Genomic DNA, 25,244 nt, shown 5'->3' on the forward strand with positions numbered 1-25,244 from the left:
ACACTGCGATGACGGAGTGTGTTCGATGAGTTGGCAAAGCAAGTTCGCGTGCTGGCTGCTGCGCTGGCAGTTTCGTCCCGAGACGACGCGCCCGGTGCTCGATCCCGCCCGCGCGCGGCGCTTCACCGACCTGAGAATGATCGTGCCGCGTCGCGCGCCGTCGGGCTACCGGCTGCGCGAGTGCTACGGCCACGGCGACGCGCCGCTGCGCGGCGAATGGCTCGAACGCACCGACGCGGTCGCTGCTCGCGGGCCCGGCCGCACGCTGCTGTATTTCCATGGCGGCGGCTACTACTTCTGTTCGACGAAAACCCATCGGCCGCTCGTGTTCGGCCTCACGAAGCGCGCGGGCGTGCGCGCGTTCTCGCTCGACTACCGGCTCGCACCCGAAAACCGCTTCCCGGCCGCGCTCGACGACGCGCTGGCCGCCTACCGGCAATTGCTCGCGCTCGGTACGCCGCCCGAATCGATCGTGTTCGGTGGCGATTCGGCGGGCGGCGGCCTCGCGCTCGCAACGCTCGTTGCGCTGCGCGACCGCGGCGAACCGTTGCCGGCCGGCGCGATCCTGTTCTCGCCGTGGACCGACCTGGCCGGCACGGGCGGCACGATGCGCAGCAACGACGGCCCCGATCCGATGTTCGCGGGCGCGGCGCTGCCGAAGGCGGCGAAGCTGTATCTGGGGGATGCATCGGCCACGCATCCGTACGCGTCGCCGTTCTATGCGGATTTCACCGGGCTGCCGCCGCTCTTTATCCAGGTCGGCAGCACCGAGGTGCTGCTCGACGATTCGCGCCGCGTCGCCGACAAGGCGAAGGCGGCCGGCGTGCCGGTGGAGCTCGAGGTGTGGCCCGACATGCCGCACGTGTGGCAGCTGTACGCGCCGATGGTGCCGGAGGCGCGCGACGCGCTCGACCGGGCGGCCGCGTTCGTGCGCCGCGTCGCGGTCGAGCGGGCGGTTCAGCGCGTGGGCGAGCCGTCGATCGCCTGATACGCGGCTTTCACGGCCACCGAGCCGTACTTGCGCTCGAGCCGGCGCACGGTGAAGTGGCCGTGCGCCATCTGCTGGAAGTGGTCGATGAACAGCGTGTTGACGGTCGCGCCGAGCACCGCGCCGATCGCCGGGATCGACTTCGCGGCCATCTGCTCGGTGACCTGCACCGAGAAGCGTGAAGCGACCGTCTGCACGAGCTTGAACACGGCCGCCGAGCTGTGCGCGGCGATCCCTTTCGTCGTGATGTCCGACGATGCCTTCGAAATCGCCTGCGCGAGCGCGCCGCGCAGCACGAAATAGCCGAGATCGGCGTCCTCTTCGTCCTTGTCCGGGTTGCCGCCCATGCCGAGCACGGCCAGGCACTGCAGCTGCGTATCCACCGAGCCCAGATCCTCGCCCTCGCTGCGCGCGATGTCGCACACCGAGCGGAAGATCAGCGTCGTCGTCACCGGCAGCTCGACCGGCAGCGCAAGGAAGCCGAAGGCGCCGCCGGCGGCGCCGGTCGTCGCGACCGCGAGCTTGTGCAGCAGGTTGCTCGGCTTGTCCGGCTCGGCATCGGGCGTCTGCGGCTTGCCGAGCGTGCGCAGCGCGATGTTCAGGCACTTGCGCAGCGCGAGCTGCGTCGCATCGTTGATCTTGCCGGTCGCGAAGTCCGGCAGCCGCGCGATCATCTTCTCGACCGGCGCGCCCAGCATGCCCGTCAGCTTCATCGTCAGCGACGGGCTTTCCAGCACCTGCTTCGCGCGTCGCAGCGCGTCCTGATCCTCCGGCGACAGCGTCGCGGCAGGCGTGATTGAAATCGGTTCCATCTTTCTCCTTGGCGGCCGGGGCGGGTTGAACCGTCGCCATCCTAGATTACTCCGGCGTGCTAGAATTTTGAGATTGTTTGACTCGTCAAAAGTTGCATCAACAAAAAATGGCCGTCCATACTGCCGCCCACCATTCGAGCGGGCAAGTCCTGCCGTTCCGCGAATCGCTGCTGGCGATGATCGGGATCTCGTTCGTCACCATGCTCGTCGCGCTCGACCAGACGGTCGTCGGCACCGCGTTGCCGACCATCGTCGCCGAACTCAGGGGCTTCGACCTGTACGCGTGGGTGGCGACCTCGTACCTGCTCAGTTCCGTGATCACCGTGCCGATCTTCGGCCGCCTCGGCGACTATTACGGCCGAAAGCCGTTCGTCATCGCGTCGATCGTCGTGTTCACCGGCGCGTCGGTGCTGTGCGGAATGGCGAACGACATGCTGTACCTGGTGCTCGCGCGCGGGCTGCAGGGGATCGGCGGCGGGATGCTGGTCGGCACCGCGTTCGCGTGCATTCCCGACCTGTTCCCCGATTCCATCGTGCGGCTGCGCTGGCAGGTGCTGATGAGTTCCGCGTTCGGCATCGCGAACGCGGTCGGGCCGTCGCTCGGCGGGATCCTGACCCAGTCGTTCGGCTGGCGCTCGGTGTTCTACGTGAATCTGCCGATTGGCCTGCTGTCGCTGTTCTTCGTGTGGCGCTACCTGCCGCACCTGCGGCACGTCGAGCACGACCGCAAGATGCGCCTCGACTGGCCCGGCGCGCTGCTGATCGCGCTGTCGCTCGGCGCGCTGCAGCTGTTCGTCGAATGGCTGCCGAAGTACGGTGTCATGAGCTGGGCGTCGCTGCTGCTGGTCGTCGCGGTCGGCGCCGGTATCGGGTTGTGGCAGTGGGAAAAGCGCTGCGCGCAGCCGATCCTGCCGTTCGACATGTTCGGCAACCGCGCGCTGTCCGCGCTGTTCGTGCTCGCGATCCTCGCCGGCTTCTCGATGTTCTCGCTGCTGTTCTACGCGCCGCTGCTGTTCCAGGGCGGCTTCGGGATGTCGCCGAAGGAGGCGGGGCTCGTGATCACGCCGCTCGTCGTGTTCATCACGATCGGCAGCATCATGAACGGCCGCGTCATCACGCGTATCCGTCATCCGAACGCGATGCTGCACGTCGGCTTCGTGCTGTTCGCGATCGCGTGCGCGGGTATCGTCGTGTCGACGCACGCGACGCCGACCTGGATGCTGATGGCGCTGATGGTGGCCGGCGGCATCGGCCTCGGTTTCGTGCTGCCCAACCTCACCGTGTTCGCGCAGCAGACGGCCGGCCGCGAGCACCTCGGCATCGCGACCGCGCTGCTGCAGTCGCTGCGGATGGTCGGCGGGATGCTCGGCACGGCGCTGACGGGCACGCTCGTCAACCAGATGTATTCGAGCGGCGTGCGCGATGCGTTGTCGGGCGACCACGCGCTGCAATGGCATGCGCGGCTCGCCGATCCGCAGATCCTCATTGATCGCGCCGCGCAAGGCGGTCTGGTCGCGGAGCTGACCCGCGCCGGGCATAATGGCGCGCTGCTGCTGGAAGCGGCCCGCGAATCGCTGGTCGGCGCGATTCACCTGGGTGTCGCGATGGCGGCCGTCGTCGCCGTGGTGTCGGTGTGGCAGTGCCGCCGCGTGCCGCCGATCGCGCTGCGGCGCAAGATCGAGCCGCATGTCGCGGCCGAATGACCATTTCAACGATTCAACGATTCACCGGACACGAATTCACCGCATGGAAGAACAGGACCGCGTCGCGATCTTGCAGCAATTCGGACGCACGTATCGCGCGTTCATGACAGCGTTCGAAACGAACGTCGGGCAGCCGATGCCGCGCTGGCGGATCATGGTCGCGCTGCACACGATGGACGGGCATGCGTCGCAGAAGAAGCTCGTCGAAGTGCTGCGCATCGATCCGGGCGCGCTCACGCGCCAGCTGAAATCGCTCGATGCGCTCGGCTGGATCGAGCGCGCGTCCGATGCCCGCGACAACCGCGTGACCAACGTCACGCTGACCGACGCCGGCCGCGCCGCGTTCGACGCGTGCCTGCCGCGCCGCAAGGCGTTCCTCGAACAGACGATGGCGCAATTGCCGGACGACGTGCTGAATGCGCTGTCGGGCGCGCTGGCGATGCTGGAGTCGCGGATCGCGGATGTCGGGTCGCCGCCGGCATCGCATTGACGAGCAGGGCCAAGCTGCGCGACGGCGCGCACGCGTTGGCCGATCGCGGCTTGCGCGGCACCTGAGGCTGGCGGGCCGCACCGGGCGCACGAACGCGCCGCCGCCCGGCGCTTCACCTCATTTCATTTCAACGTCATTTACAGCTCGATGCGCGTGCCGAGCAGCACGAGGAACTGCGCGAGCCACGCCGGATGTGCGGGCCACGCGGGTGCGGTGACGAACGGCGCGTCGGTCACGGCCGCATCGACCGGGATGTCCGCGTATTCGCCGCCCGCGAGCTTCACTTCGGGTGCGCAGGCCGGGTAGGCCGAGATGCGCTTGCCGCGGATCACGTCGGCGGCCGCGAGCAGCTGCGCCGCATGGCAGATCGCGGCGATCGGCTTGCCGGCTTCCGCGAACGCGCGCACCAGTGCGATCACCTTCGAATCCAGGCGCAGATACTCGGGCGCACGGCCGCCCGCGATCGCGAGCGCGTCGTAGCCCGACGCATCGACGTCGTCGAACGTCGCGTTCAGCGTGAACAGGTGGCCGGGTTTTTCGGTGTAGGTCTGGTCGCCTTCGAAATCGTGAATCGCGGTCTTGATCTTGTCGCCCGCGCGCTTGCCCGGGCAGACTGCATCGACGTGATGGCCGACGGCCTGCAGCGCCTGGAACGGCACCATCGTTTCGTAGTCTTCGGCGAAATCGCCGGTCAGGAACAGGATCTTCTTCGCGGCCATGGCTTTCTCCATTGAACAGCATTGAGGGCCGTTCGCGCCGCGCGCGGCAGACGGGCGCTACGGCGGCGAAGCGGGCCCGAGGACGAAAGCGCAGTGTACTCCGGCAGATTGAAGCGCGCGTGACGGCCGCCCCGCGCGGCGGCGGGGCGGCGTGGGCGGGGCGTCAGAAGAAGGTTTCGACGACTTCCGTCACGCGGAATTGCGGATCGAGGACGAGCAGCTGGCGCCACTTGTCGAACGTCAGGCACGGGTGCGAAATGTCGAACGCGACCATGTCGCCGACCTTCACGTCCGCGCCCGGCGGGATCTGCAGGTACGCGTGCTGGTCCATCATCCCGGTGACGGCCCAGCCTTCGCTCGCGGCGACGTCGCGCGGCGCGCTGTCGCGGCCCGGGCGGAAGTGGCGCGCCGGCTCGGGCAGGCCCGCATCGAACGCCGCGTCGCGCTTGCCGAGCGCGATGATCGCGCGATCCTGCTCCGGCACCGACTGCACGTACGCCCACAGCTGGAGTGCCGGCAGCAGCCCTTCACCCATCCTGCGGGCGATCGGGTTGCGCGCGAACACGTCGGTCTGCGCCTTCTTGTAGATGCCGACGTCGTGCGTCAGGTAGCAGCCCGGACGCAGCACGACTTCCGCGAAACCGGCGTCGGACGCCTTCGCGAATTCCTCCGCGACCACGTCGTACCACGCCGAGCCGGCGCCCGACAGGATCGCCGGCGTGCGCGCGAAACGGCCGGCCTCGGCCAGCTCGCGCGTGAGCGCGACCGCGTCCTGCAGGAACGCGCGGATCTCGCCTTCCTCCTTCAGCACGCCTTCGTAGAGTTCGATGCCGGCCAGCTTCAGCGTGTCCGGATAGCGCGCGATCGCGTCGAGCACGGCCTTGCGCTGCGCGGCATCGCGCACCCCCGCGCGGCCGCCCGGCACGCCGAGCTCGAGCAGCACGTTCAGCGTTTTCTTCGCGTCGCCGAAGAAGCGGCCGAGCTGGTCGACGCTGTCGGCCGAATCGACGAGGCAGAAGAATTCGAAGTCGGGGTCGGACAGCAGCTCCGCGATGATCGTCATGTTCTGCCGGCCGACCAGCTGGTTCGCGAGCAGCACGCGCCGCACGCCGCCGTGATACGCGGCCTGCGTCTGGTGCGCGGTCGCGAGCGTGATGCCCCATGCGCCGGCGGCGAGCTGGCGGCGGAACAGTTGCGGCGCCATCGTCGTCTTACCGTGCGGCGCGAACTGGGCGCCGTACTGCTGGACGAACGCCTGCATCCAGTTCAGATTGTGTTCGATGCGATCCGCGTACAGCACCGCGGCCGGCAGGCTGACGTCTTCCGCGAGCAGGTTCCACTCGAGGCGGGTTGCGTCGCCGAGCGGCACGCTCGCGCTCGGCAGGTTGCCGAGGCCCTTGCCCAACGGATTGATTGTCGGTTCCTGATAGTTTGTAACTTTCATGTCATCCCGCTCCATCATCACTATGCATTGCACTGAAGTTGACATGCCGATGGTACAGAAAGTAGCATCGGCGCGGTGATGTTATTTAGTAACATAAAGCGCCCACCCTTTCAGCAGATGAATTCGCCCGCCACCCCATCCGCGCCGTTCGCCGCCGACCCCACGGCTGCGGTCGCCCCGCCGCTCCTCGATATCGTCGCGCGCATCGCCGAATGCGCGCCCGAGCTGCGCGAAGCCGAACGCAAGGTCGCGGCATACATCCTCGCCGATCTCGCGCGCGCCGCGCATGCGAGCATCGGCGCGCTGGCGCGCGACGCGGGGGTCAGCGTCGCGACGGTCACGCGTTTCGCGAAGGCCGTCGGCTGCCGCGACGTGCGCGAACTGAAGGTGCTCGTCGCGCAGGCCGCGGCCGTCGGCCAGCGCTTCCTTGTGCCGTCCGACGCGCATCCCGCCGAAGACGCGAGCCCGGCATCGGTCGTCTACGACGAGATTCGCGTGGCGCTCGCGCACAACCACCAGCTGCTGCGCAACACGTCGTTCGACGCGGCGGCCGACCTGCTGGCCGGCGCGAAGATGGTCTACGTGTACGGGCAGGGCGGCGGTTCGACCGCGCTCGCCGACGAACTGCGCTTCAGGCTCGTGCGCTTCGGCCGGCCGGTCGCGAGCTACCAGGACAGCCTGCTGCAGCGCATGGTGGCCGCGACGCTGTCGCGCGACGCCGTGGTCGTCGCGCTGTCGGTGAGCGGGCGCGTGCCCGAGCTGCTCGAGAGCTGCCGCCTCGCGAAGCGCTACGGCGCGACGCTGATCGCGATCACCGCGCCGGCTTCGCCGCTCGCGAAGCTCGCCGACCACCTGATCCCGGTCGTCGCGTTCGAAACCGATTTCATTTACAAGCCTTCGACATCGCGCTACGCGATGATGATGGCGATCGACGTGCTCGTCACCGGAGTCGCGCTGCGGCTCGGCGATGCGGGCCGAGAATCGCTGCGCCGCATCAAGCATGCGCTCGATGCGCACCGCGGCGGCGGAGACCGTCAACCGGTAGGAGACTGACCATGCATTCGCATCCTGAAGCCGCCGATACGCTGATCGTCGGTGCGCAGCTGTACGACGGCACCGGCGCGCCGCCCGTCACGCGCGACGTCGCGATCCGCAACGGCGTGATCGCGGCCATCGGCAACCTGTCGAACTGGCTCGCCGAAACCGTCGTCGATGCGAACGGCCGCGCGCTCGCGCCGGGCTTCGTCGACGTGCACACGCACGACGACACGCACGTGATCCGCGCGCCGGAGATGCTGCCGAAGATCTCGCAGGGCGTGACGACCGTGATCGTCGGCAACTGCGGGATCAGCGCGTCGCCGGTGACGCTCGCGGGCGATCCGCCCGATCCGATGAACCTGCTCGGTGATCGCGACGCGTTCCGCTATCCGACCTTCGCCGCCTATGTCGCGGCCGTGAACGATGCGCGTCCGGCCGTCAACGTCGCGGCGCTCGTCGGGCACACCGCGCTGCGCAACAACCAGATGGACCGCCTCGACCGCGCGGCGACCGACGGCGAAATCGCCGGGATGCGCACGCAGCTCGAGGAGGCGCTCGCGAACGGGGCACTCGGGCTGTCGTCGGGCCTGGCCTACGGCTCCGCGTTCGCGGCGCCGGCAGAGGAAGTGATGGCGCTCGCCGAGCCGCTCGCGAATGCGGGCGCGCTGTACACGACGCACATGCGGACCGAGTTCGACGCGATCCTCGACGCGATGGACGAGGCCTACCGCGTCGGCCGTCATGCGCAGGTGCCGGTCGTGATCTCGCACCTGAAGTGCGCGGGCCCGTCGAACTGGGGGCGCAGCACCGAGGTGCTCGCGTCGCTCGAGGGCGCGCGCCGCTACCAGCCGGTCGGCTGCGACTGCTATCCGTACAGCCGCAGCTCGTCGACGCTCGACCTGAAGCAGGTGACGGGCGACATCGACATCACGATCACGTGGTCGGAGCCGCATCCGGAAGTTGCCGGCAAGCTGCTGAAGGCGATCGCGGCCGACTGGGGCGTGACCGAGCAGGAGGCCGCGCAGCGGATCCGCCCGGCCGGTGCCGTGTACCACAACATGTCCGAGGACGACGTGCGCCGGATCCTGTCGCACCCGGCGACGATGGTCGGCTCGGACGGCCTGCCGAACGATCCGCTGCCGCACCCGCGGCTGTGGGGCGCGTTCCCGCGCGTGCTCGGCCATTACGTGCGCGACACGAACCTGCTGCCGCTCGAGGAAGCGATCCGCAAGATGACGTCGCTGTCCGCGCGCCGCTACGGCATCGCGCGGCGCGGCGAAGTGCAGGTCGGCTACCACGCGGATCTCGTGCTGTTCGATCCGGCGCGCGTGATCGATGCCGCGACGTTCGACAAGCCGCAGCAACCCGCGCACGGGATCGACGCGGTGTGGGTGAACGGCGTGCTGACCTATGAGAACGGCCAGCCGACCGGCGAGCGCGCCGGCGGTTTCGTCGCACGCGGCGAGCGCGTGCCGGCGAGTGCCGACGCCGCGTTCTGAGCGCGGCCTCCAACCGATTTGCCGCGTGCGCCATGTCGGCGCGCGCATCCGCAACCGTGCGTTGCATGGGCTGGCGCGGGCGCTGACGTGCCGATGCCGGTCGACAAACCAGGAGTGAAACGATGAAGCGATATGGCGTGGGCGAAGCGAAGGGTACCGGCGGCCAGGTGATGCCGTTTGCACGCGCGGTCGAGGCCGACGGCTGGCTGTACGTGTCGGGCCAGACGCCGATGGTGAACGGCGAGGTCGTCGAAGGCGGGATCGTCACGCAGTCGAAGCAGACGATCGAGAACGTGATCGCGATCCTGAAGGAAGCCGGCTACGGCCTCGAGCACGTCGTGCGCTGCGGCGTGTGGCTCGACGACGCACGCGATTTCGCGTCGTTCAACAAGGTGTTCGTGTCGTACTTCGGCGAGCATCCGCCGGCGCGCGCGTGCGTGCAGTCGAGCATGGTCATCGACTGCAAGGTCGAGGTCGATTGCATTGCTTATAAGGCGCCGGCGAAGTAACGCGCGCGTTTCCGGCGCACACAGCAAAACAGCCCTGTCGGCGCGAGCCGGCGGGGCTGTTTCGTTGCGGGCTCATGGTTGCCGCTGGGGCTGCGGCTGGCGGCGATTGCCCGCCAATACCGCTTCATTTACTGCCGCGCGGTCCGCGCATTATCCGGCATCGGCTGGTTGTAGTTCGTGCGGAACGGGTTGATATCCAGCCCGCCGCGGCGCGTATAGCGCGCATACACCGCCAGCTTCAACGGTTTGCACGCGTGCAGGATGTCGAGGAAGATGCGCTCGACGCACTGCTCGTGAAAGCCCGTGTGATTGCGGAACGAAATGATGTAGCGCAGCAGCCCCGCATGGTCGATCTGCGGCCCCACGTAGTGGATCTGCACGCTGCCCCAATCGGGCTGGCCGGTGACCGGGCAGTTCGAGCGCAGCAGGTCCGACACGAGCGTCTCCTCGACCGGCGCTTCGTCCTGCGCGGCCGACAGCAGCGACGGATCCGGTTCGTACACGTCGGTGTCGAGGTCGAGCCGGTCGAGCGACAGCCCGTCGAGCTCTTCCATCTGAAGCTTGCCGAAATCGTGCGGCGACACGAGCTGCACCGACACGCTCGCGCCGCACGCGGCCGACACGTCGCGCTTCAACGTGTCGCGCACCGCGTCGAGCGAGTCGAACTTCGATTGGGCGAACGAGCCGAGATACAGCTTGAACGACTTCGATTCGACGATGTTCGGCGATTCGGCCGGCACGTAGAACGTCGCGACCGCGACTTGCGGCTTGCCGCGCGCGTTGAGCCACGACAGCTCGTACGCGTTCCAGATGTCGGTGCCGAAGAACGGCAGCGCCGACGTGATGCCAAGCTGCTCGCGCGCGCCGGCGCGCGGGATCGGGAACAGCAGCGACGCGTCGTACTGGGCGGCATAGACGGTGGCCTTGCCGAGCGGGGAGTGTTCGGGATTCATTGCACGAAGCCTTTACGACAGGAAGAGCCGGTACGCCGGATTGGCGCTCTCTTCGACATACGGATAGCCGAGCGCCGCGAGGAAGCGTTCGAACTCGGCGCGATCGGCCTGCGGCACCTGCAGCCCGACGAGGATCGAGCTGTAGTCCGCACCCTGGTTACGGTAATGGAACAGGCTGATGTTCCAGTCCGGCGCCATCGACGACAGGAACTTCATCAGCGCGCCCGGCCGTTCCGGAAATTCGAAGCGGAACAGGCGTTCGTCGAGCGCGAGCGGCGAGCGGCCGCCCACCATGTAGCGGATGTGCTCCTTCGACAACTCGTCGTGCGTCAGGTCGACGGTCTTGAAGCCGTGCGACTCGAAGTTCGCGGCGATCTCCGCCGATTCGCCGCGCCGCTTGATCTGCACGCCGACGAAGATATGCGCGGCCTGCGCATCGGCGATCCGGTAGTTGAACTCGGTGACGTTGCGTTCGCCGACGAGCGAGCAGAAGCGCTTGAAGCTGCCGCGCTCCTCGGGGATCGTGACCGCGAACACGGCTTCGCGTGCCTCGCCGACTTCCGCGCGTTCGGCAACGAAGCGCATCCGATCGAAGTTCATGTTCGCGCCGGACGTGACCGCGACGAGCGTCTGGTTCTCGATCCCTTCGCGTTCCGCGTAGCGTTTCGCGCCCGCGACCGCGAGCGCGCCGGACGGCTCGAGCACGCTACGCGTGTCCTGGAACACGTCCTTGATCGCCGCGCACAGCGCGTCGGTGTCCACTGTCACGACGCCGTCGAGGAGCTCGCTGCAGAGCCGGAAGGTTTCCTCGCCGACGAGCTTCACCGCGGTGCCGTCCGCGAACAGCCCGACTTCGCTCAGCTCGACGCGCTCGCCTTTCTGCAGCGACTGCGCCATCGCGCACGAATCCTCGGCCTGCACGCCGAACACCTTGATCTCCGGGCGCACCGCCTTCACGTACGCGGCCACGCCGGCCGCGAGGCCGCCGCCGCCGATCGGCACGAAGATCGCGTGAATCGGGCCCTGGTGCTGCCGCAGGATTTCCATCGCGATCGTGCCCTGGCCGGCGATCACGTACGGATCGTCGAATGGGTGCACGAACGTGAGGTCGCGTTCGGCCTGCACCTTCACGGCATGCGCATACGCATCGCTGTACGACTCGCCCGCCTGGATCACCTCGACGCTCGGGCCGCCGTGCGCGCGCACCGCGTCGACCTTCACCTGCGGCGTCGTGACGGGCACGACGATCACGGCCTTGATGCCCATCCGGGCCGCCGAGAACGCGACGCCCTGCGCGTGATTGCCGGCCGATGCCGTGATCACGCCGCGCGCGAGCGCGTCGGCCGGAATGTGCGCCATCTTGTTGTACGCGCCGCGCAGCTTGAACGAGAACACCGGCTGGTTGTCCTCGCGCTTCAGGTAAACGGGATTGCGCAGTCGGGCCGACAGGTTGCGGGCGGGTTCGAGTTCCGTCTCGAGCGCGACGTCGTAGACGCGCGCGGTGAGGATTTTCTTCAGGTAATCGTGGGATGCCATGGGCGCTCGCGTGCGGTGCGGAAGCAGACGGTAAAACGTCAATGATAGCGCCAAGGGTCCGCCCGCACGCAAGCGGCATGCCGGGCGCGCCGTCGCGAAACCGCACCGGCGGCCGTGTTTGCCGCGTGACGCGTCCCTGTTTACCGGCTTAACCGCATGGTTACCGACCGGACGGACGGCGAATGTCGCCGCGAAATGGTGCCGAACCAGGCCTGGTGCGGGTTGCGGCGAAAGCCCCACGACCTGTCCGGCCTGTCACGGACGGGCCGATCATGGGTTAGAATTCTGTTTTGAATCAAGGATCGGAAGATGCAGAGGCACCCTCGGATCGCCCCGTTGAAGCCGACGCCGCGCGCAGCCAGCCCTGCGGCGGAACGGCATGCGCGCCGCGCGCGATCGTGCTGATGGCTCCGAGTGCCGCCAGGCCCTGCCAACCCGGAACGGTGAGTCCAGACCCGCTCCGGCCCCATGCGAAATAATCGCGCGCCTGGCAACAGAACAGATTTCCCCAAGATTGCGCCTACGCGCTTGCCGACGCCCGTGCACGGTGTATCGGCCCTCCGAGTCGTCCGAACATGAACGCACCACAAGTTTTCGATCCGCATGGCGCGGCCGCCGCCGTCGCCGCCGACCCCGCGCCCCGACTGCGCGAGATTCCCTATAACTACACGTCCTTCTCCGACCGCGAGATCGTGATCCGCCTGCTCGGCGCGGACGCGTGGTCGGTGCTCGACGAGCTGCGCGCCGAACGCCGCACGGGCCGCTCGGCCCGGATGCTGTATGAAGTGCTCGGCGACATCTGGGTCGTGCGCCGCAACCCGTACCTGCAGGACGACCTGCTCGACAACCCGAAGCGCCGCGCGCTCCTGATCGAGGCGCTGAACCACCGTCTGACCGAGATCGGCAAGCGCCGCCGCGCCGACCTCACCGCGCACCACGACGACGCGGGCCGCGAACGCGCGGAACGTGTCGAAATGCTCGAGGCCGCCGCGCAGCGCGCGGTCGACGAATTCGCCGACGAATTCGACAAGATGGCCGACCTGCGCCGCCGCGCGACCAAGGCGCTCGGCCGCTGCACGCAGAAGGACAACATCCGCTTCGACGGGCTGTCGCGCGTGTCGCACGTGACCGATGCGACCGACTGGCGCGTCGAATACCCGTTCGTCGTGCTGACCCCCGATACCGAAGCCGAGATCGCGGCACTGATCAAGGCGTGCTTCGAACTCGGCCTGACCGTGATCCCGCGCGGCGGCGGCACCGGCTACACGGGCGGCGCGGTGCCGCTCACGCCGTTCTCCGCGGTGATCAACACCGAGAAGCTCGAACAGCTCGGCGCGGTCGAGCTCACCGAACTGCCGGGCGTCGCGCACAAGGTCCCGACGATCTTCTCCGGCGCGGGCGTCGTCACGCGCCGCGTGACGGAAGCGGCCGAAGCGGCCGGCTACGTGTTCGCGGTCGATCCGACCTCGCTCGACGCATCGTGCATCGGCGGCAACGTCGCGATGAACGCCGGCGGCAAGAAGGCCGTGCTGTGGGGCACCGCGCTCGACAACCTCGCCTGGTGGCGGATGGTCGACCCGGAGGGCAACTGGCTCGAAGTCACGCGCCACGAGCACAACCAGGGCAAGATCCACGACATCGCGGTCGCGCGCTTCGAGCTGAAGTGGTTCGACGGCGCATATGCGCCGGGCGAGAAGCTGCTGAAGACCGAGATGCTCGAGATCGAAGGCCGCCGGTTCCGCAAGGAAGGCCTCGGCAAGGACGTCACCGACAAATTCCTCGCCGGTCTGCCGGGCGTGCAGAAGGAAGGCTGCGACGGGCTGATCACGTCCGCGCGCTGGGTGCTGCACAAGATGCCCGCGCACACGCGCACCGTCTGTCTCGAATTCTTCGGCCAGGCGCGCGAGGCGATCCCGAGCATCGTCGAAATCAAGGACTACCTGTTCGAGACGTCGAAGCAGGGCGGCGCGATCCTCGCGGGCCTCGAGCACCTCGACGAGCGCTACCTGCGCGCGGTCGGCTACGCGACCAAGAGCAAGCGCAACGCCTTCCCGAAGATGGTGCTGATCGGCGACATCGTCGGCGACGACGCCGATGCGGTCGCGCAAGCGACGTCCGAAGTGATCCGGATGGCGAACGGCAAGAGCGGCGAAGGCTTCGTCGCGGTCAGCGCGGAGGCGCGCAAGCGCTTCTGGCTCGACCGCAGCCGCACGGCCGCGATCGCGAAGCACACGAACGCGTTCAAGATCAACGAGGACGTCGTCATCCCGCTGAACCGGATGGGCGAGTACACCGACGGCATCGAGCGGATCAACATCGAGCTGTCGCTGAAGAACAAGCTCCAATTGGTCGACGCGCTCGAGGCGTTCTTCCGCGGCGGCAACCTGCCGCTCGGCAAGACCGACGACGCGAACGAGATCCCGAGCGCCGAGTTGCTCGAGGATCGCGTGCAGCAGGCGCTGGAGTTGCTCAAGCGCGTGCGGGCCCGCTGGGAATTCGTGCGCGACCGGCTCGACCAGCCGCTGCGCGAGGCGCAGCACTACCTCGTGCAGCTCGGCTACGAGGCGCTCGCCGAGAAGTTCGCCGATCGGGCTGACGACCAGCCGGGCGCGACCGTGTTCCACATCACGCAGGACCGCACGGTCCGCATCTCGTGGAAGCAGGAGATCCGCGCGGAGCTGCGCGCGATCTTCAACGGCGGCGCGTTCAAGCAGATCCTCGACGAAGCGCAGGCGATCCACAAGCGCGTGCTGCGCGGCCGCGTGTTCGTCGCGCTGCACATGCACGCGGGCGACGGCAACGTCCACACCAACATCCCGGTCAACTCCGACAACTACGAGATGCTGCAGGACGCGCACGCGTCGGTCGCACGCATCATGAAGCTCGCTCGCTCGCTCGACGGCGTGATCTCCGGCGAGCACGGGATCGGCATCACGAAGCTCGAGTTCCTGACCGACGACGAGATCGCCGAATTCCGCGCGTACAAGCAGCGCGTCGACCCGCACGGCCGCTTCAACAAGGGCAAGCTGCTCGACGGCGCCGACCTGCGCAACGCGTACACGCCGAGCTTCGGGCTGATGGGCTACGAGTCGCTGATCATGCAGCAATCCGACATCGGCGCGATCGCCGATTCGGTGAAGGACTGCCTGCGCTGCGGCAAGTGCAAGCCGGTGTGCGCGACCCACGTGCCGCGCGCGAACCTGCTGTACAGCCCGCGCAACAAGATCCTCGCGACCTCGTTGCTGGTCGAGGCGTTCCTGTATGAGGAACAGACGCGCCGCGGCGTGTCGATCAAGCACTGGGACGAGTTCAACGACGTGGCCGACCACTGCACGGTGTGCCACAAGTGCGCGACGCCGTGCCCGGTGAAGATCGACTTCGGCGACGTCACGATGAACATGCGCAACCTGCTGCGCAAGATGGGCAAGAAGAAATTCAACGCCGGCAATGCGGCGGGCATGTTCTTCCTGAACGCGACCAACCCGCAGACGATCAACCTCGCGCGCGGCGCGATGATGGGCGTCGGCTACAAGGTGCAGCGCTTCGCGAACGACATGCTGAAGAAGGTCGTGACGAAGCAGACGCAGCATCCGCCGGCGACGGTCGGCAAGCCGCCCGTGGTCGAGCAGGTGATCCACTTCGTCAACAAGAAGATGCCGGGCAACCTGCCGAAGAAGACGGCGCGCGCGCTGCTCGACATCGAGGACAACAAGATCGTGCCGATCATCCGCAACCCGAAGTCGACCACCGTCGATTCGGAAGCGGTGTTCTACTTCCCGGGCTGCGGCTCCGAGCGCCTGTTCTCGCAGGTCGGCCTCGCGACGCAGGCGATGCTGTGGGAAGCGGGCGTGCAGACGGTGTTGCCGCCGGGCTACCTGTGCTGCGGCTATCCGCAGCGCGGCTCGGGCCAGTACGACAAGGCCGAGAAGATCGTCACCGACAACCGCGTGCTGTTCCACCGGGTCGCCAACACGCTGAACTACCTCGACATCAAGACGGTGGTCGTGTCGTGCGGCACCTGCTACGACCAGCTTGCAGGCTACGAATTCGACAAGATCTTCCCGGGCTGCCGGATCATCGACATCCACGAGTTCCTGCTCGAGAAGGGGATGAAGCTCGACGGCGTGACGGGCACGCGCTACATGTATCACGACCCGTGCCACACGCCGATCAAGACGATGGATCCGGTCAAGCTCGTCAACGAGCTGATGGGCACGGAGAAGGACGGCTACAAGATCGAGAAGAACGATCGCTGCTGCGGCGAATCGGGCACGCTCGCGGTCACGCGTCCGGACATCTCCACGCAGGTCCGCTTCCGCAAGGAAGAGGAAATCCGCAAGGGTGCGGCGAAGCTGCGCAGCATCCCGGTCGTGGCCGGCAACGCGCCGGCGCCGGCCGCCGCCGCGAACGGCCCGGACGTGAAGATCCTGACGAGCTGCCCGTCGTGCCTGCAGGGCCTGTCGCGCTACAACGAGGACGCGAACATCGAGGCCGACTACATCGTGGTCGAAATCGCGCGCCAGGTGCTCGGCGAGAACTGGATGGCCGACTATGTCGCACACGCGAACAATGGCGGGATCGAGCGCGTGCTGGTCTAATGCGGGCATGACGACCGCCCGGCCGGGCTTGGGATGAGCGGGCGCCGGCGCATGAGCGCCGGCGCCCGTCCACATGGGAGCGACGATGGAATGCGTGTTTTGCCGTGAAGACGGCGGCGAGGTGCTCTGGCAGGACGACATGCTGCGCGTCGTCCTCGCGGCGGGCGAGCACGACTACCCGGGCTTCTGCCGGGTGATCTGGGGCGCGCACGTGGCCGAGTTCTCCGATCTCGGCGAGCCCGAGCGGGCACATCTGATGCGCATCGTCTACGCGGTGGAGCGTGCGGTGCGCCGCGTGATGCAGCCGAACAAGGTGAATCTCGCGAGCCTCGGCAACATGGTGCCGCACGTGCACTGGCACGTGATCCCGCGCTTCTCGAACGACGCCCATTTCCCGCAGCCCGTCTGGGCGCCGCGCCAGCGCAGCGTGTCCGAGGCGCTGCTGCGCTCGCGCGCGGCGCAGGCCTCGCTGCTGCACAATGCGGTGCGCGAGGAAATTCAACGAACGACCGATTCGAGGCAGCCATGAGCGGTTTGACTTCCACGACGCCGATTCCGTCCGGCGTCGTCGTGCACGCGGTGTCGCGCGTGCTCGAATTGCAATACCCGAACGGAGAGAACTTCCGGATTCCGTTCGAGCTGATGCGCGTCTATTCGCCGTCGGCCGAGGTGCGCGGCCACGGGCCCGGCCAGGAGACGCTGCAGACCGGCAAGCGCGAGGTGACGATCACCGCGCTCGAGGGCGTGGGCAACTATGCGCTGCAGCCGACGTTCTCCGACGGCCATTCGACCGGCATCTACTCGTGGGATCTGCTGTACGAACTGGCGACGCAGCAGGACGCGCTGTGGCGCGACTATTTCGACAAACTGAAGGCGGCGGGCGTCGAGCGCGACGCGCCGATGCAGGCGGCACCCGCGCCGCACGGCCACTGCCACTGAAATCGACGGCGCCCGCTCGGCGCCGTCTTGCCATTTACTGAGGATCAACGCGATGAGTAAAACCCACTTCGGCTTCGAAAGCGTCGAGGAAACCGAAAAAGCGAAGAAAGTGGCAGGCGTGTTCCATTCGGTCGCGAGCAACTACGATCTGATGAACGACCTGATGTCGGCCGGCATGCACCGCGCGTGGAAGGCGTTCACGATCGCGCAGGCGAACGTGCGCCCCGGCTTCAAGGTGCTCGACATCGCGGCCGGCACGGGCGACCTGACGAAGTCGTTCGCGAAGGCGGCCGGCCCGACGGGCGAGGTCTGGCACACCGACATCAACGAATCGATGCTGCGCGTCGGCCGCGACCGGCTGCTCGACAAGGGCATCGTGACGCCGTCGCTGCTGTGCGACGCGGAGAAAACTCCGTTTCCGGACAACTACTTCGATGTGGTCACGGTCGCGTTCGGGCTGCGCAACATGACGCACAAGGACGCCGCGCTCGCCGAGATGCGCCGCGTGACGAAGCCCGGCGGCCGCGTGATGGTGCTGGAATTCTCGAAAGTCTGGGATCCGCTGAAAAAAGCGTACGATCTGTATTCTTTCAAAGTATTACCGTGGCTTGGCGACAAGTTCGCGAAAGATGCTGAAAGTTACCGGTATCTTGCTGAATCTATCCGGATGCACCCCGATCAGGACACGCTGAAGACGATGATGGAACAAGCGGGCCTCGATGCCGTCAAATATTACAATTTGTCAGGTGGCGTGGTAGCTTTACACCTAGGGACCAAGTACTAAGGGGTTCTTTCCATACATTCGCCTTACATCTGGAGAAACTGATGTCCGAATCGCGTTCGTTGTTCAACCGTAGCAAGCCGTCGAAGCCGTGGGCTCGACGGGCCGGCACGCTGCTGATGGTCGGCCTGCTCACGGCCGGCACGTTCGCATCGCTCGACGCCGAGGCCAAGCGCATGGGCGGCGGGCGCAGCATCGGCCGTCAGAATTCCACCGTCACGCAGCGCCAGGCCACGCCGCCCGCGCAGCAGCCGATGCAGCAGGCCGCGCCGAATCAGGCGCAGCGCGCGAACCCGGCCGCCCCGGCACCGGCCGCGCAGCCGAACCGCTCGCGCTGGCTCGGGCCGATCGCCGGTCTCGCGGCCGGCCTCGGCATCGCGGCGCTGCTGTCGCACTTCGGCCTGGGCGGCGCGTTCGCGAGCATGATGGCGAACGTCATCGTGATCGCACTGCTCGCGATGGTCGGCATCTGGCTGGTCCGCAAGTTCATGAACCGCCGCCGTTCGCAGGAGCCGGCGTATTCGGTCGGCGGCTCGGCATCGTCGTCGGGTGGCTACTCGCAAAGCCCGTCGTTCCAGCAGGGCAGCACCGGCAACAACTATGCAGGCAGCGGCAGCAGCTATGCGAACGAAGCGCAAGGCGTGTTCGGCGGCGGCGCGGCGGCTGCCGGTGCGGCGGGCGCGATGGCGGCCGCACCGCTGCAGGTGCCGGCCGGCTTCGACACCGAAGCGTTCCTGCGTAGCGCGAAGGTCTACTTCGTGCGCCTGCAGGCGGCATGGGACCAGGGCAACCTGGCCGACATCCGCGAGTTCACGACGCCGGAAATGTTCGCCGAGATCAAGATCGATCTCGATTCGCGCGGCAACGAAGCGAACCAGACCGATGTCGTGCAGCTCGACGCGGAGCTGGTCGCGATCGAGGATCGCGGCATCGAGCAGTCGGCGAGCGTGCGCTTCCACGGGCTGATCCGCGAGTCGGCGAATGCGCCGGCCGCGCCGCTCGACGAGGTGTGGAACCTGTCGAAGTCGGGCAGCCAGGGCTGGCTGCTCGCGGGTATCCAGCAGATCAACACGCACTGAGCGTGACCGGCGGCCGGCTTGCCGGCTGCCCGGGCGACGGTCGTCGCACTGCGACCGCTTGCCGCCCGGGTGTGCGGTTGGCCGCGGTCTGCCGACGATCCGACGTTACAATAGAAACCCGCGTAGGCGCCCGGCCTGCGCGGGTTTTTCTTTCCCAGCCCGATGACCTTTGCCGCCAAGCCTTTTGCTGCTGCTGTCAATCACCTGCTCGCGCGCGAATCGTGGGCGCGCGACCGCCTGATCCCCTACGCGGGCAAGACCGCCCGGCTCGACGTGCCGCCCGTCATGCTCACGCTGCTCGTGCAGCCCGACGGCTATCTGTCCGCGGTGGACGCGCACGATGCGCAACACGTCGACGTGTCGATCGCGCTCGCGGGCGACGCGGTCGCCGCGTTCCTGCAGGGCGGCCAGCCGGCCGTGATGAAGCACGTGAAGATCGAGGGCGACGCGGAGTTCGCGACGCAGATCGCGAAGCTGGCCGAGCACCTGCGCTGGGAACCTGAAGAAGATCTCGCGAAGCTGGTCGGCGACGCGGCGGCGCACCGGATCGCGACGGTCGTGCGCGACGCCGGCGCACGCGCGCGCCGCACCGGCCGCAACGTGCTCGATTCCGTCGCCGAGTACTGGCTCGACGAGAACCCGCAAGTCGTTCGGCGCACGGTGCTCGGCGGCTTCGACGCCGAACTGGCGCGTGCGCGCGATGCGCTCGCGCGGGTCGAAAAACGGATCGAGCGACTCGAACAAAAAATCGGCGCGCGCACGGGTTCCGGCCCGCGCGGCGCGCACTGAGGGCCGCAGGGCATGCGCATTTTCCGTTTCATCAAGATTGTCTACACCGTCATCCGCTTCGGCCTCGACGAGGTGATGCTGTCCCGGATCGACGACCGGCGCGTGAAGCTGCTGCTGCGGATCACGACGATCGGCCGCCGCTATTCCGATCCCCCCGCCGTGCGGCTGCGTCACGCGCTCGAAAGCCTCGGCCCGATCTTCGTGAAGTTCGGCCAAGTGCTGTCGACGCGCCGCGACCTGCTGTCGGTCGATTTCGCGAACGAGCTCGCGAAGCTGCAGGACCAGGTGCCGCCGTTCGATTCGGCTGTCGCGATAGCGATCATCGAGAAGTCGCTCGGCGCGCCGGTCGACGAGCTGTTCGACGAATTCGAGCGCGAGCCGATCGCGAGCGCGTCGATCGCGCAGGTGCATTTCGGGAAGTTGAAGCAGGGCGTGCACGCGGGCAAGGCCGTCGCGGTCAAGGTGCTGCGCCCGAACATGCTGCCGGTGATCGATTCCGACCTCGCGCTGATGCGCGACATCGCGACGTGGACCGAGCGCATGTGGGCCGACGGCCGGCGCCTGAAGCCGCGCGAAGTCGTCGCCGAATTCGACAAGTACCTGCACGACGAGCTCGACCTGATGCGCGAGGCCGCGAACGGCAGCCAGCTGCGCCGCAACTTCGCGGGCCTCGACCTGCTGCTCGTGCCCGAGATGTTCTGGGATTTCTCGACGTCGCAGGTGCTCGTGATGGAGCGCATGACCGGCGTGCCGATCAGCCAAGTGGAGACGCTGCGCACCGCGGGCGTCGACATCAAGAAGCTCGCGCGCGAAGGCGTCGAGATCTTCTTCACGCAGGTGTTCCGCGACGGGTTCTTCCATGCTGACATGCACCCCGGCAACATCCAGGTGAGTCTCGACCCGAAGACTTTCGGCCGCTATATCGCGCTCGATTTCGGGATCGTCGGCGCGTTGTCGGATTTCGACAAGAACTACCTCGCGCAGAACTTCCTCGCGTTCTTCAAGCGCGACTACCACCGCGTCGCGACGCTGCACCTCGAATCGGGCTGGGTGCCGCCCGAGACGCGCGTCGAGGAACTCGAAAGCGCGATCCGCGCGGTGTGCGAGCCGTATTTCGACCGCGCGCTGAAGGACATCTCGCTCGGCCAGGTGCTGATGCGCCTGTTCTCGACGTCGCGCCGCTTCAACGTCGAGATCCAGCCGCAGCTCGTGCTGTTGCAGAAGACGATGCTGAACGTCGAGGGGCTCGGCCGCTCGCTCGACCCCGAACTCGACCTGTGGAAGACCGCGAAGCCGTATCTCGAGCGCTGGATGACCGAGCAGATCGGCCTGCGCGGCTGGTACGAGCGCTTCAAGGTCGAGGCGCCGCAGTGGAGCAAGACGCTGCCGCAACTGCCGCGCCTGATCCACCACGCGATGGCGGCGCGCCACGATGCGCCGCGTGCGGCGAGTGAGGACCTGATGCGTCAGGTCCTCCTCGAGCAGAAACGGACCAACCGGCTGTTGCAGGCCTTGCTGATCTTCGGTCTTGCCGTCGGCGTCGGGGCGCTCGTCGCGCGCGTGCTGCTCGCGCTCGCGTACGGCGCGTGACCGACAGGAGCCGCGCGATGTCCGAACCGAAGCAACCGTCCACGCCGGGCCCCGCCGATTTCGCGACGCGCGACCCCGGCGACGCATCGTTCTGGGACGAGCGTTTCGCGCGCGGCGTGACACCGTGGGAATTCGGCGGCGTGCCGGAAGGGTTTCGTGCGTTTGCGCAGCGGCTCGGGCCGTGCGCGGTGCTGATTCCCGGCTGCGGCAGTGCGCGGGAGGCCGGCTGGCTCGCGCAGGCCGGCTGGCCCGTGCGCGCGATCGATTTCGCCGCGCAGGCGGTGGCGGCCGCGAAGGCGCAGCTCGGCGCGCATGCGGACGTCGTCGAGCAGGCCGATTTCTTCGTGTATCGGCCGCCGTTCGACGTGCAGTGGGTGTACGAGCGCGCGTTCCTGTGCGCGCTGCCGCCGAGCCTGCGCGCCGGCTATGCGGCGCGGATGGCCGAACTGCTGCCCGCCGGCGCGTTGCTGGCCGGTTATTTCTTCGTGACGAAGAAACCGAAGGGCCCGCCGTTCGGCATCGAGCGCGCCGAACTCGATGCGCTGCTCGCGCCGCACTTCGAGCTGATCGAGGATCTGCCCGTGACCGATTCGCTGGCCGTGTTCGAAGGACACGAGCGCTGGCTCACGTGGCGCCGTCGCTGAAGCCCGGCGCGTCGCGGCCGTTGCCGGAGCGCGCCGGGGTTTCGGATATAATTCAAGGTTTTGCAAGCCGTTTCCAGTTTCCGCGGGAAAAATATCATGCCGATCTACGCCTATCGATGCGAAGCGTGCGGTTTCGCGAAGGACATGCTCCAGAAGATGAGCGACGCGCCGCTGTCGCAGTGCCCCGAATGCGGGAAGGATGCTTTTCGCAAGCAGGTCACCGCCGCCGGCTTCCAGCTGAAGGGCTCCGGCTGGTATGTCACCGATTTCCGCGGTGGCTCGGGCGGCACCAGCGCGCCGGCGACGGCGACGGGCGAAGCGGGGGCTGCGGCACCCGCCGCCGCGGCGCCGGCGGCAGCCGCCACGAGTTCCGAAAGTACGACGACGAGCGCCGCGCCGGCCCCGGCCGCGGCGCCCGCCGCCGGCAGTTGACAGTCGCGGCCCGTCCGGGCCGCGTCCACACCGCGCTTCCGGCGCGGTTCATTGACGGCAGATGATGAAAAAGACGACCCTGAAATCGGTGTTTCTGACCGGCCTGCTGGTTCTCGTCCCGCTCGCGATCACGCTGTGGGTGCTCGGTCTCATCATCGGCACGATGGACCAGACGCTGCTGCTGCTGCCCGAATCGTGGCAGCCGGAGCGGGCGCTCGGCTTCCGCCTGCCGGGGCTTGGTGCGGTGCTGACGCTCGCGTTCATCTTCGTCGTCGGGCTGGCGACGCAGAACTTCATCGGCCAGAAGCTCGTCACGTGGTGGAACGCGGTCGTGCGTCACATCCCGGTCGTCGGGCCGATCTACACGAGCGTCAAGCAGGTGTCGGACACGCTGCTGTCGAGCAGCGGCAACGCGTTCCGCAAGGCGCTGCTGATCGAATACCCGCGTCGCGGCTCGTATACGATCGCGTTTCTGACCGGCGCGCCCGGCGGCGACGTGGTCAACCATCTGACGGAAGAGTACGTGAGCGTGTACGTGCCCACGACACCGAACCCGACGTCGGGCTTCTTCCTGATGCTCCCGAAGAGCGAAGTCATCGAACTCGACATGTCGGTCGATGCCGCGCTCAAGTACATCGTCTCGATGGGCGTCGTGGCGCCGTCGGCGCCGGCTCCGGTGCCCGCCCGCCGCCCCGTCGAGCCGCCGCTGTAAGTAAAGAATCATCGCCCGGGCCGCGCGTTGCGGCACCCGTTGATCAAACCGAACGAAAGCAAACATCATGTCGATGCGTACTGAATACTGCGGTCTCGTGACCGAACACCTGCTGGGCCAAACCGTGTCGCTGTGCGGCTGGGTGCAGCGCCGCCGCGATCACGGCGGTGTGATCTTCATCGACCTGCGCGATCGTGAAGGCCTCGTGCAGGTGGTGTGCGACCCGGATCGCGCGGAAATGTTCGCGACCGCCGAAGGCGTGCGCAACGAGTTCTGCGTGCAGATCAAGGGTCTCGTGCGCAACCGTCCGGAAGGCACGGTCAACGCCGGCCTGAAGAGCGGCAAGATCGAAGTGCTGTGTCACGAACTGAACGTGCTGAATGCGTCGGTCACGCCGCCGTTCCAGCTCGACGACGACAACCTGTCGGAAACGACGCGCCTCACGCACCGCGTGCTCGACCTGCGCCGTCCGCAGATGCAGCACAACCTGCGCCTGCGCTACCGCGTCGCGATCGAAGCGCGCAAGTACCTCGACGAGCAGGGCTTCATCGACATCGAAACGCCGATGCTGACGAAGAGCACGCCGGAAGGCGCGCGCGACTACCTGGTGCCGTCGCGTGTGAACGCGGGCCAGTTCTTCGCGCTGCCGCAGTCGCCGCAGCTGTTCAAGCAGCTGCTGATGGTCGCGAACTTCGACCGTTACTACCAGATCACCAAGTGCTTCCGCGACGAAGACCTGCGCGCCGACCGCCAGCCGGAATTCACGCAGATCGACTGCGAGACGTCGTTCCTCGGCGAGCAGGAAATCCGTGATCTCTTCGAAGACATGATCCGTCACATCTTCAAGACGACGATCGACGTCGAACTCGACGCGAAATTCCCGGTGATGCCGTACTCGGAAGCGATGGCGCGTTTCGGTTCGGACAAGCCGGACCTGCGCGTGCAGCTCGAATTCACCGAGCTGACCGACGCGATGAAGGACGTCGACTTCAAGGTGTTCAGCACGCCGGCCAACGCGAAGGACGGCCGTGTCGCGGCGCTGCGCGTGCCGAAGGGTGGCGAGCTGTCGCGCGGCGACATCGACGGCTACACGGAATTCGTGCGCATCTACGGCGCGAAGGGCCTCGCATGGATCAAGGTCAACGAGAAGGCGAAGGGCCGCGACGGCCTGCAGAGCCCGATCGTCAAGAACCTGCACGACGCATCGATCGCGGCGATCCTCGAGCGCACCGGTGCTGAAGACGGCGACATCATCTTCTTCGCGGCCGACCGCGCGAAGGTCGTCAACGACAGCCTCGGCGCGCTGCGCCTGAAGATCGGTCATTCGGAATTCGGCAAGGCGAACGGCCTCGTCCAGGCCGGCTGGAAGCCGCTGTGGGTCGTCGATTTCCCGATGTTCGAATACGACGACGAAGATGCGCGCTACGTCGCGGCGCACCACCCGTTCACGAGCCCGAAGGACGAGCACCTCGAATACCTCGAGACCGATCCGGGCCGCTGCCTCGCGAAGGCGTACGACATGGTGCTGAACGGCTGGGAAATCGGTGGCGGCTCGGTGCGTATCCACCGCGAGGAAGTGCAGAGCAAGGTGTTCCGCGCGCTGAAGATCGGCGCGGAAGAAGCGCAGCTGAAGTTCGGCTTCCTGCTGGACGCGCTGCAGTACGGCGCGCCGCCGCACGGCGGTATCGCGTTCGGTCTCGACCGCATCGTCACGATGATGGCCGGTGCCGACTCGATCCGCGACGTGATCGCGTTCCCGAAGACGCAGCGTGCGCAGGATCTGCTCACGCAGGCGCCGAGCCCGGTCGACGAGCGTCAGCTGCGCGAACTGCACATCCGTCTGCGTCAGCCGGAACAGCCGAAGGCGTAACGCCTGTCGCAGGTCGTGCGCACGGCGACGCGCGCACGACACCCCAACGAAACAGGCGCCCCGATGCGCCTGTTTCGTTTTTTGCGGTACAGTCGCAGCACTTGCCGCACGTTCGGGCA

General features: G+C 67.3%; 22 protein-coding genes. 17 read left to right on the plus strand and 5 right to left on the minus strand.

Annotation, left to right across the window (positions count from 1 at the left end; genetic code table 11):
• Nucleotides 1-25: 25 nt before the first annotated feature.
• A complete protein-coding gene (locus ABIC50_RS26845) occupies nt 26-988 on the plus strand; it encodes an alpha/beta hydrolase (protein ID WP_354168000.1) in 963 nt (320 codons plus the stop codon).
• Here the strand turns inward: ABIC50_RS26845 and ABIC50_RS26850 are convergent.
• Nucleotides 958-1,800: an EcsC family protein gene (locus tag ABIC50_RS26850; RefSeq protein ID WP_011657912.1), complete on the minus strand. Its 843-nt coding sequence runs from the start codon at nt 1,798-1,800 to the stop codon at nt 958-960. The two genes, ABIC50_RS26845 and ABIC50_RS26850, sit on opposite strands and share 31 nt — an antisense overlap.
• 107 nt (nt 1,801-1,907) lie before the next feature.
• Here ABIC50_RS26850 and ABIC50_RS26855 point away from each other — a divergent pair, with 107 nt between their 5' ends.
• Nucleotides 1,908-3,503: an MDR family MFS transporter gene (locus ABIC50_RS26855; RefSeq protein ID WP_212120677.1), complete on the plus strand. Its 1,596-nt coding sequence runs from the start codon at nt 1,908-1,910 to the stop codon at nt 3,501-3,503.
• A gap of 43 nt (nt 3,504-3,546) precedes the next feature.
• Complete coding sequence (locus tag ABIC50_RS26860) at nt 3,547-3,993, plus strand: MarR family winged helix-turn-helix transcriptional regulator (protein ID WP_041491273.1); 447 nt, start codon at nt 3,547-3,549, stop codon at nt 3,991-3,993.
• A gap of 137 nt (nt 3,994-4,130) precedes the next feature.
• On the opposite strand, the gene ABIC50_RS26865 is transcribed toward ABIC50_RS26860, so the two are convergent.
• Together ABIC50_RS26865 and ABIC50_RS26870 are read right to left on the minus strand one after the other, a co-directional pair.
• Entirely contained in the window at nt 4,131-4,712 is a 582-nt protein-coding gene (locus ABIC50_RS26865; RefSeq protein ID WP_006759688.1) for a DJ-1/PfpI family protein, read from the minus strand.
• 163 nt (nt 4,713-4,875) lie between these two features.
• Entirely contained in the window at nt 4,876-6,156 is a 1,281-nt protein-coding gene (locus tag ABIC50_RS26870; protein ID WP_105832917.1) for an amino acid deaminase, read from the minus strand.
• 117 nt (nt 6,157-6,273) lie between these two features.
• On the opposite strand from ABIC50_RS26870, the gene ABIC50_RS26875 reads away from it, so the two are divergent.
• The 3 genes from ABIC50_RS26875 to ABIC50_RS26885 all read left to right on the plus strand — a co-directional run bounded on the left by ABIC50_RS26875 (nt 6,274) and on the right by ABIC50_RS26885 (nt 9,202).
• A complete protein-coding gene (locus ABIC50_RS26875) occupies nt 6,274-7,209 on the plus strand; it encodes a MurR/RpiR family transcriptional regulator (RefSeq protein ID WP_354168001.1) in 936 nt (311 codons plus the stop codon).
• Nucleotides 7,210-7,211: 2 nt separating this feature from the next.
• Nucleotides 7,212-8,693 carry an N-acyl-D-amino-acid deacylase family protein gene (locus ABIC50_RS26880; RefSeq protein ID WP_006759685.1) on the plus strand — a complete coding sequence of 494 codons (1,482 nt, stop codon included), beginning with the start codon at nt 7,212-7,214 and terminating at the stop codon, nt 8,691-8,693.
• 122 nt (nt 8,694-8,815) lie between these two features.
• On the plus strand, nt 8,816-9,202 hold the full coding sequence (locus tag ABIC50_RS26885; RefSeq protein WP_006751946.1) for a RidA family protein: 387 nt from the start codon (nt 8,816-8,818) through the stop codon (nt 9,200-9,202).
• Nucleotides 9,203-9,330: 128 nt separating this feature from the next.
• Here the strand turns inward: ABIC50_RS26885 and queF are convergent, their stop codons facing one another.
• Both queF and ilvA read right to left on the minus strand, forming a co-directional pair.
• Nucleotides 9,331-10,155: an NADPH-dependent 7-cyano-7-deazaguanine reductase QueF gene (gene queF / locus ABIC50_RS26890; RefSeq protein ID WP_011657907.1), complete on the minus strand. Its 825-nt coding sequence runs from the start codon at nt 10,153-10,155 to the stop codon at nt 9,331-9,333.
• A 12-nt stretch (nt 10,156-10,167) separates the two neighbouring features.
• On the minus strand, nt 10,168-11,691 hold the full coding sequence (ilvA, locus tag ABIC50_RS26895) for a threonine ammonia-lyase, biosynthetic (protein ID WP_354168003.1): 1,524 nt from the start codon (nt 11,689-11,691) through the stop codon (nt 10,168-10,170).
• A gap of 575 nt (nt 11,692-12,266) precedes the next feature.
• Here ilvA and ABIC50_RS26900 point away from each other — a divergent pair.
• The 11 genes from ABIC50_RS26900 (at nt 12,267) to aspS (ending at nt 25,125) form a co-directional block, all read left to right on the plus strand.
• Complete coding sequence (locus ABIC50_RS26900; RefSeq protein ID WP_165752020.1) at nt 12,267-16,289, plus strand: DUF3683 domain-containing protein; 4,023 nt, start codon at nt 12,267-12,269, stop codon at nt 16,287-16,289.
• Between the two features lie 85 nt (nt 16,290-16,374).
• A complete protein-coding gene (locus ABIC50_RS26905; protein WP_011657904.1) occupies nt 16,375-16,818 on the plus strand; it encodes an HIT family protein in 444 nt (147 codons plus the stop codon).
• Complete coding sequence (locus ABIC50_RS26910) at nt 16,815-17,228, plus strand: gamma-butyrobetaine hydroxylase family protein (RefSeq protein WP_011657903.1); 414 nt, start codon at nt 16,815-16,817, stop codon at nt 17,226-17,228. The genes ABIC50_RS26905 and ABIC50_RS26910 overlap by 4 nt, the downstream gene beginning before the upstream one ends.
• A gap of 52 nt (nt 17,229-17,280) precedes the next feature.
• Nucleotides 17,281-18,012, plus strand: a complete 732-nt coding sequence (ubiE, locus tag ABIC50_RS26915) for a bifunctional demethylmenaquinone methyltransferase/2-methoxy-6-polyprenyl-1,4-benzoquinol methylase UbiE (RefSeq protein WP_006751940.1) — start codon at nt 17,281-17,283, stop codon at nt 18,010-18,012.
• Nucleotides 18,013-18,053: 41 nt separating this feature from the next.
• A complete protein-coding gene (locus ABIC50_RS26920; RefSeq protein WP_354168005.1) occupies nt 18,054-19,088 on the plus strand; it encodes a Tim44 domain-containing protein in 1,035 nt (344 codons plus the stop codon).
• Nucleotides 19,089-19,250: 162 nt separating this feature from the next.
• Nucleotides 19,251-19,877: a ubiquinone biosynthesis accessory factor UbiJ gene (locus ABIC50_RS26925; RefSeq protein WP_354168007.1), complete on the plus strand. Its 627-nt coding sequence runs from the start codon at nt 19,251-19,253 to the stop codon at nt 19,875-19,877.
• 12 nt (nt 19,878-19,889) lie between these two features.
• Nucleotides 19,890-21,467 (plus strand): ubiquinone biosynthesis regulatory protein kinase UbiB, encoded by a 1,578-nt coding sequence (gene ubiB / locus ABIC50_RS26930; RefSeq protein WP_105832910.1) that lies wholly within the window; start codon nt 19,890-19,892, stop codon nt 21,465-21,467.
• Nucleotides 21,468-21,484: 17 nt separating this feature from the next.
• The gene (locus tag ABIC50_RS26935; RefSeq protein WP_354168009.1) at nt 21,485-22,111 is read left to right on the plus strand and encodes a class I SAM-dependent methyltransferase; all 627 of its coding nucleotides are present in this window, start codon (nt 21,485-21,487) and stop codon (nt 22,109-22,111) included.
• A gap of 96 nt (nt 22,112-22,207) precedes the next feature.
• Nucleotides 22,208-22,543 carry an FmdB family zinc ribbon protein gene (locus ABIC50_RS26940; RefSeq protein WP_105832911.1) on the plus strand — a complete coding sequence of 112 codons (336 nt, stop codon included), beginning with the start codon at nt 22,208-22,210 and terminating at the stop codon, nt 22,541-22,543.
• A 61-nt stretch (nt 22,544-22,604) separates the two neighbouring features.
• Entirely contained in the window at nt 22,605-23,255 is a 651-nt protein-coding gene (locus tag ABIC50_RS26945; protein WP_006751501.1) for a DUF502 domain-containing protein, read from the plus strand.
• Nucleotides 23,256-23,322: 67 nt separating this feature from the next.
• Nucleotides 23,323-25,125 carry an aspartate--tRNA ligase gene (aspS, locus tag ABIC50_RS26950; RefSeq protein WP_006477843.1) on the plus strand — a complete coding sequence of 601 codons (1,803 nt, stop codon included), beginning with the start codon at nt 23,323-23,325 and terminating at the stop codon, nt 25,123-25,125.
• Nucleotides 25,126-25,244: the final 119 nt, after the last annotated feature.

It is taken from the genome of Burkholderia sp. 567, from assembly GCF_040545115.1.
Taxonomy (GTDB): domain Bacteria; phylum Pseudomonadota; class Gammaproteobacteria; order Burkholderiales; family Burkholderiaceae; genus Burkholderia; species Burkholderia ambifaria.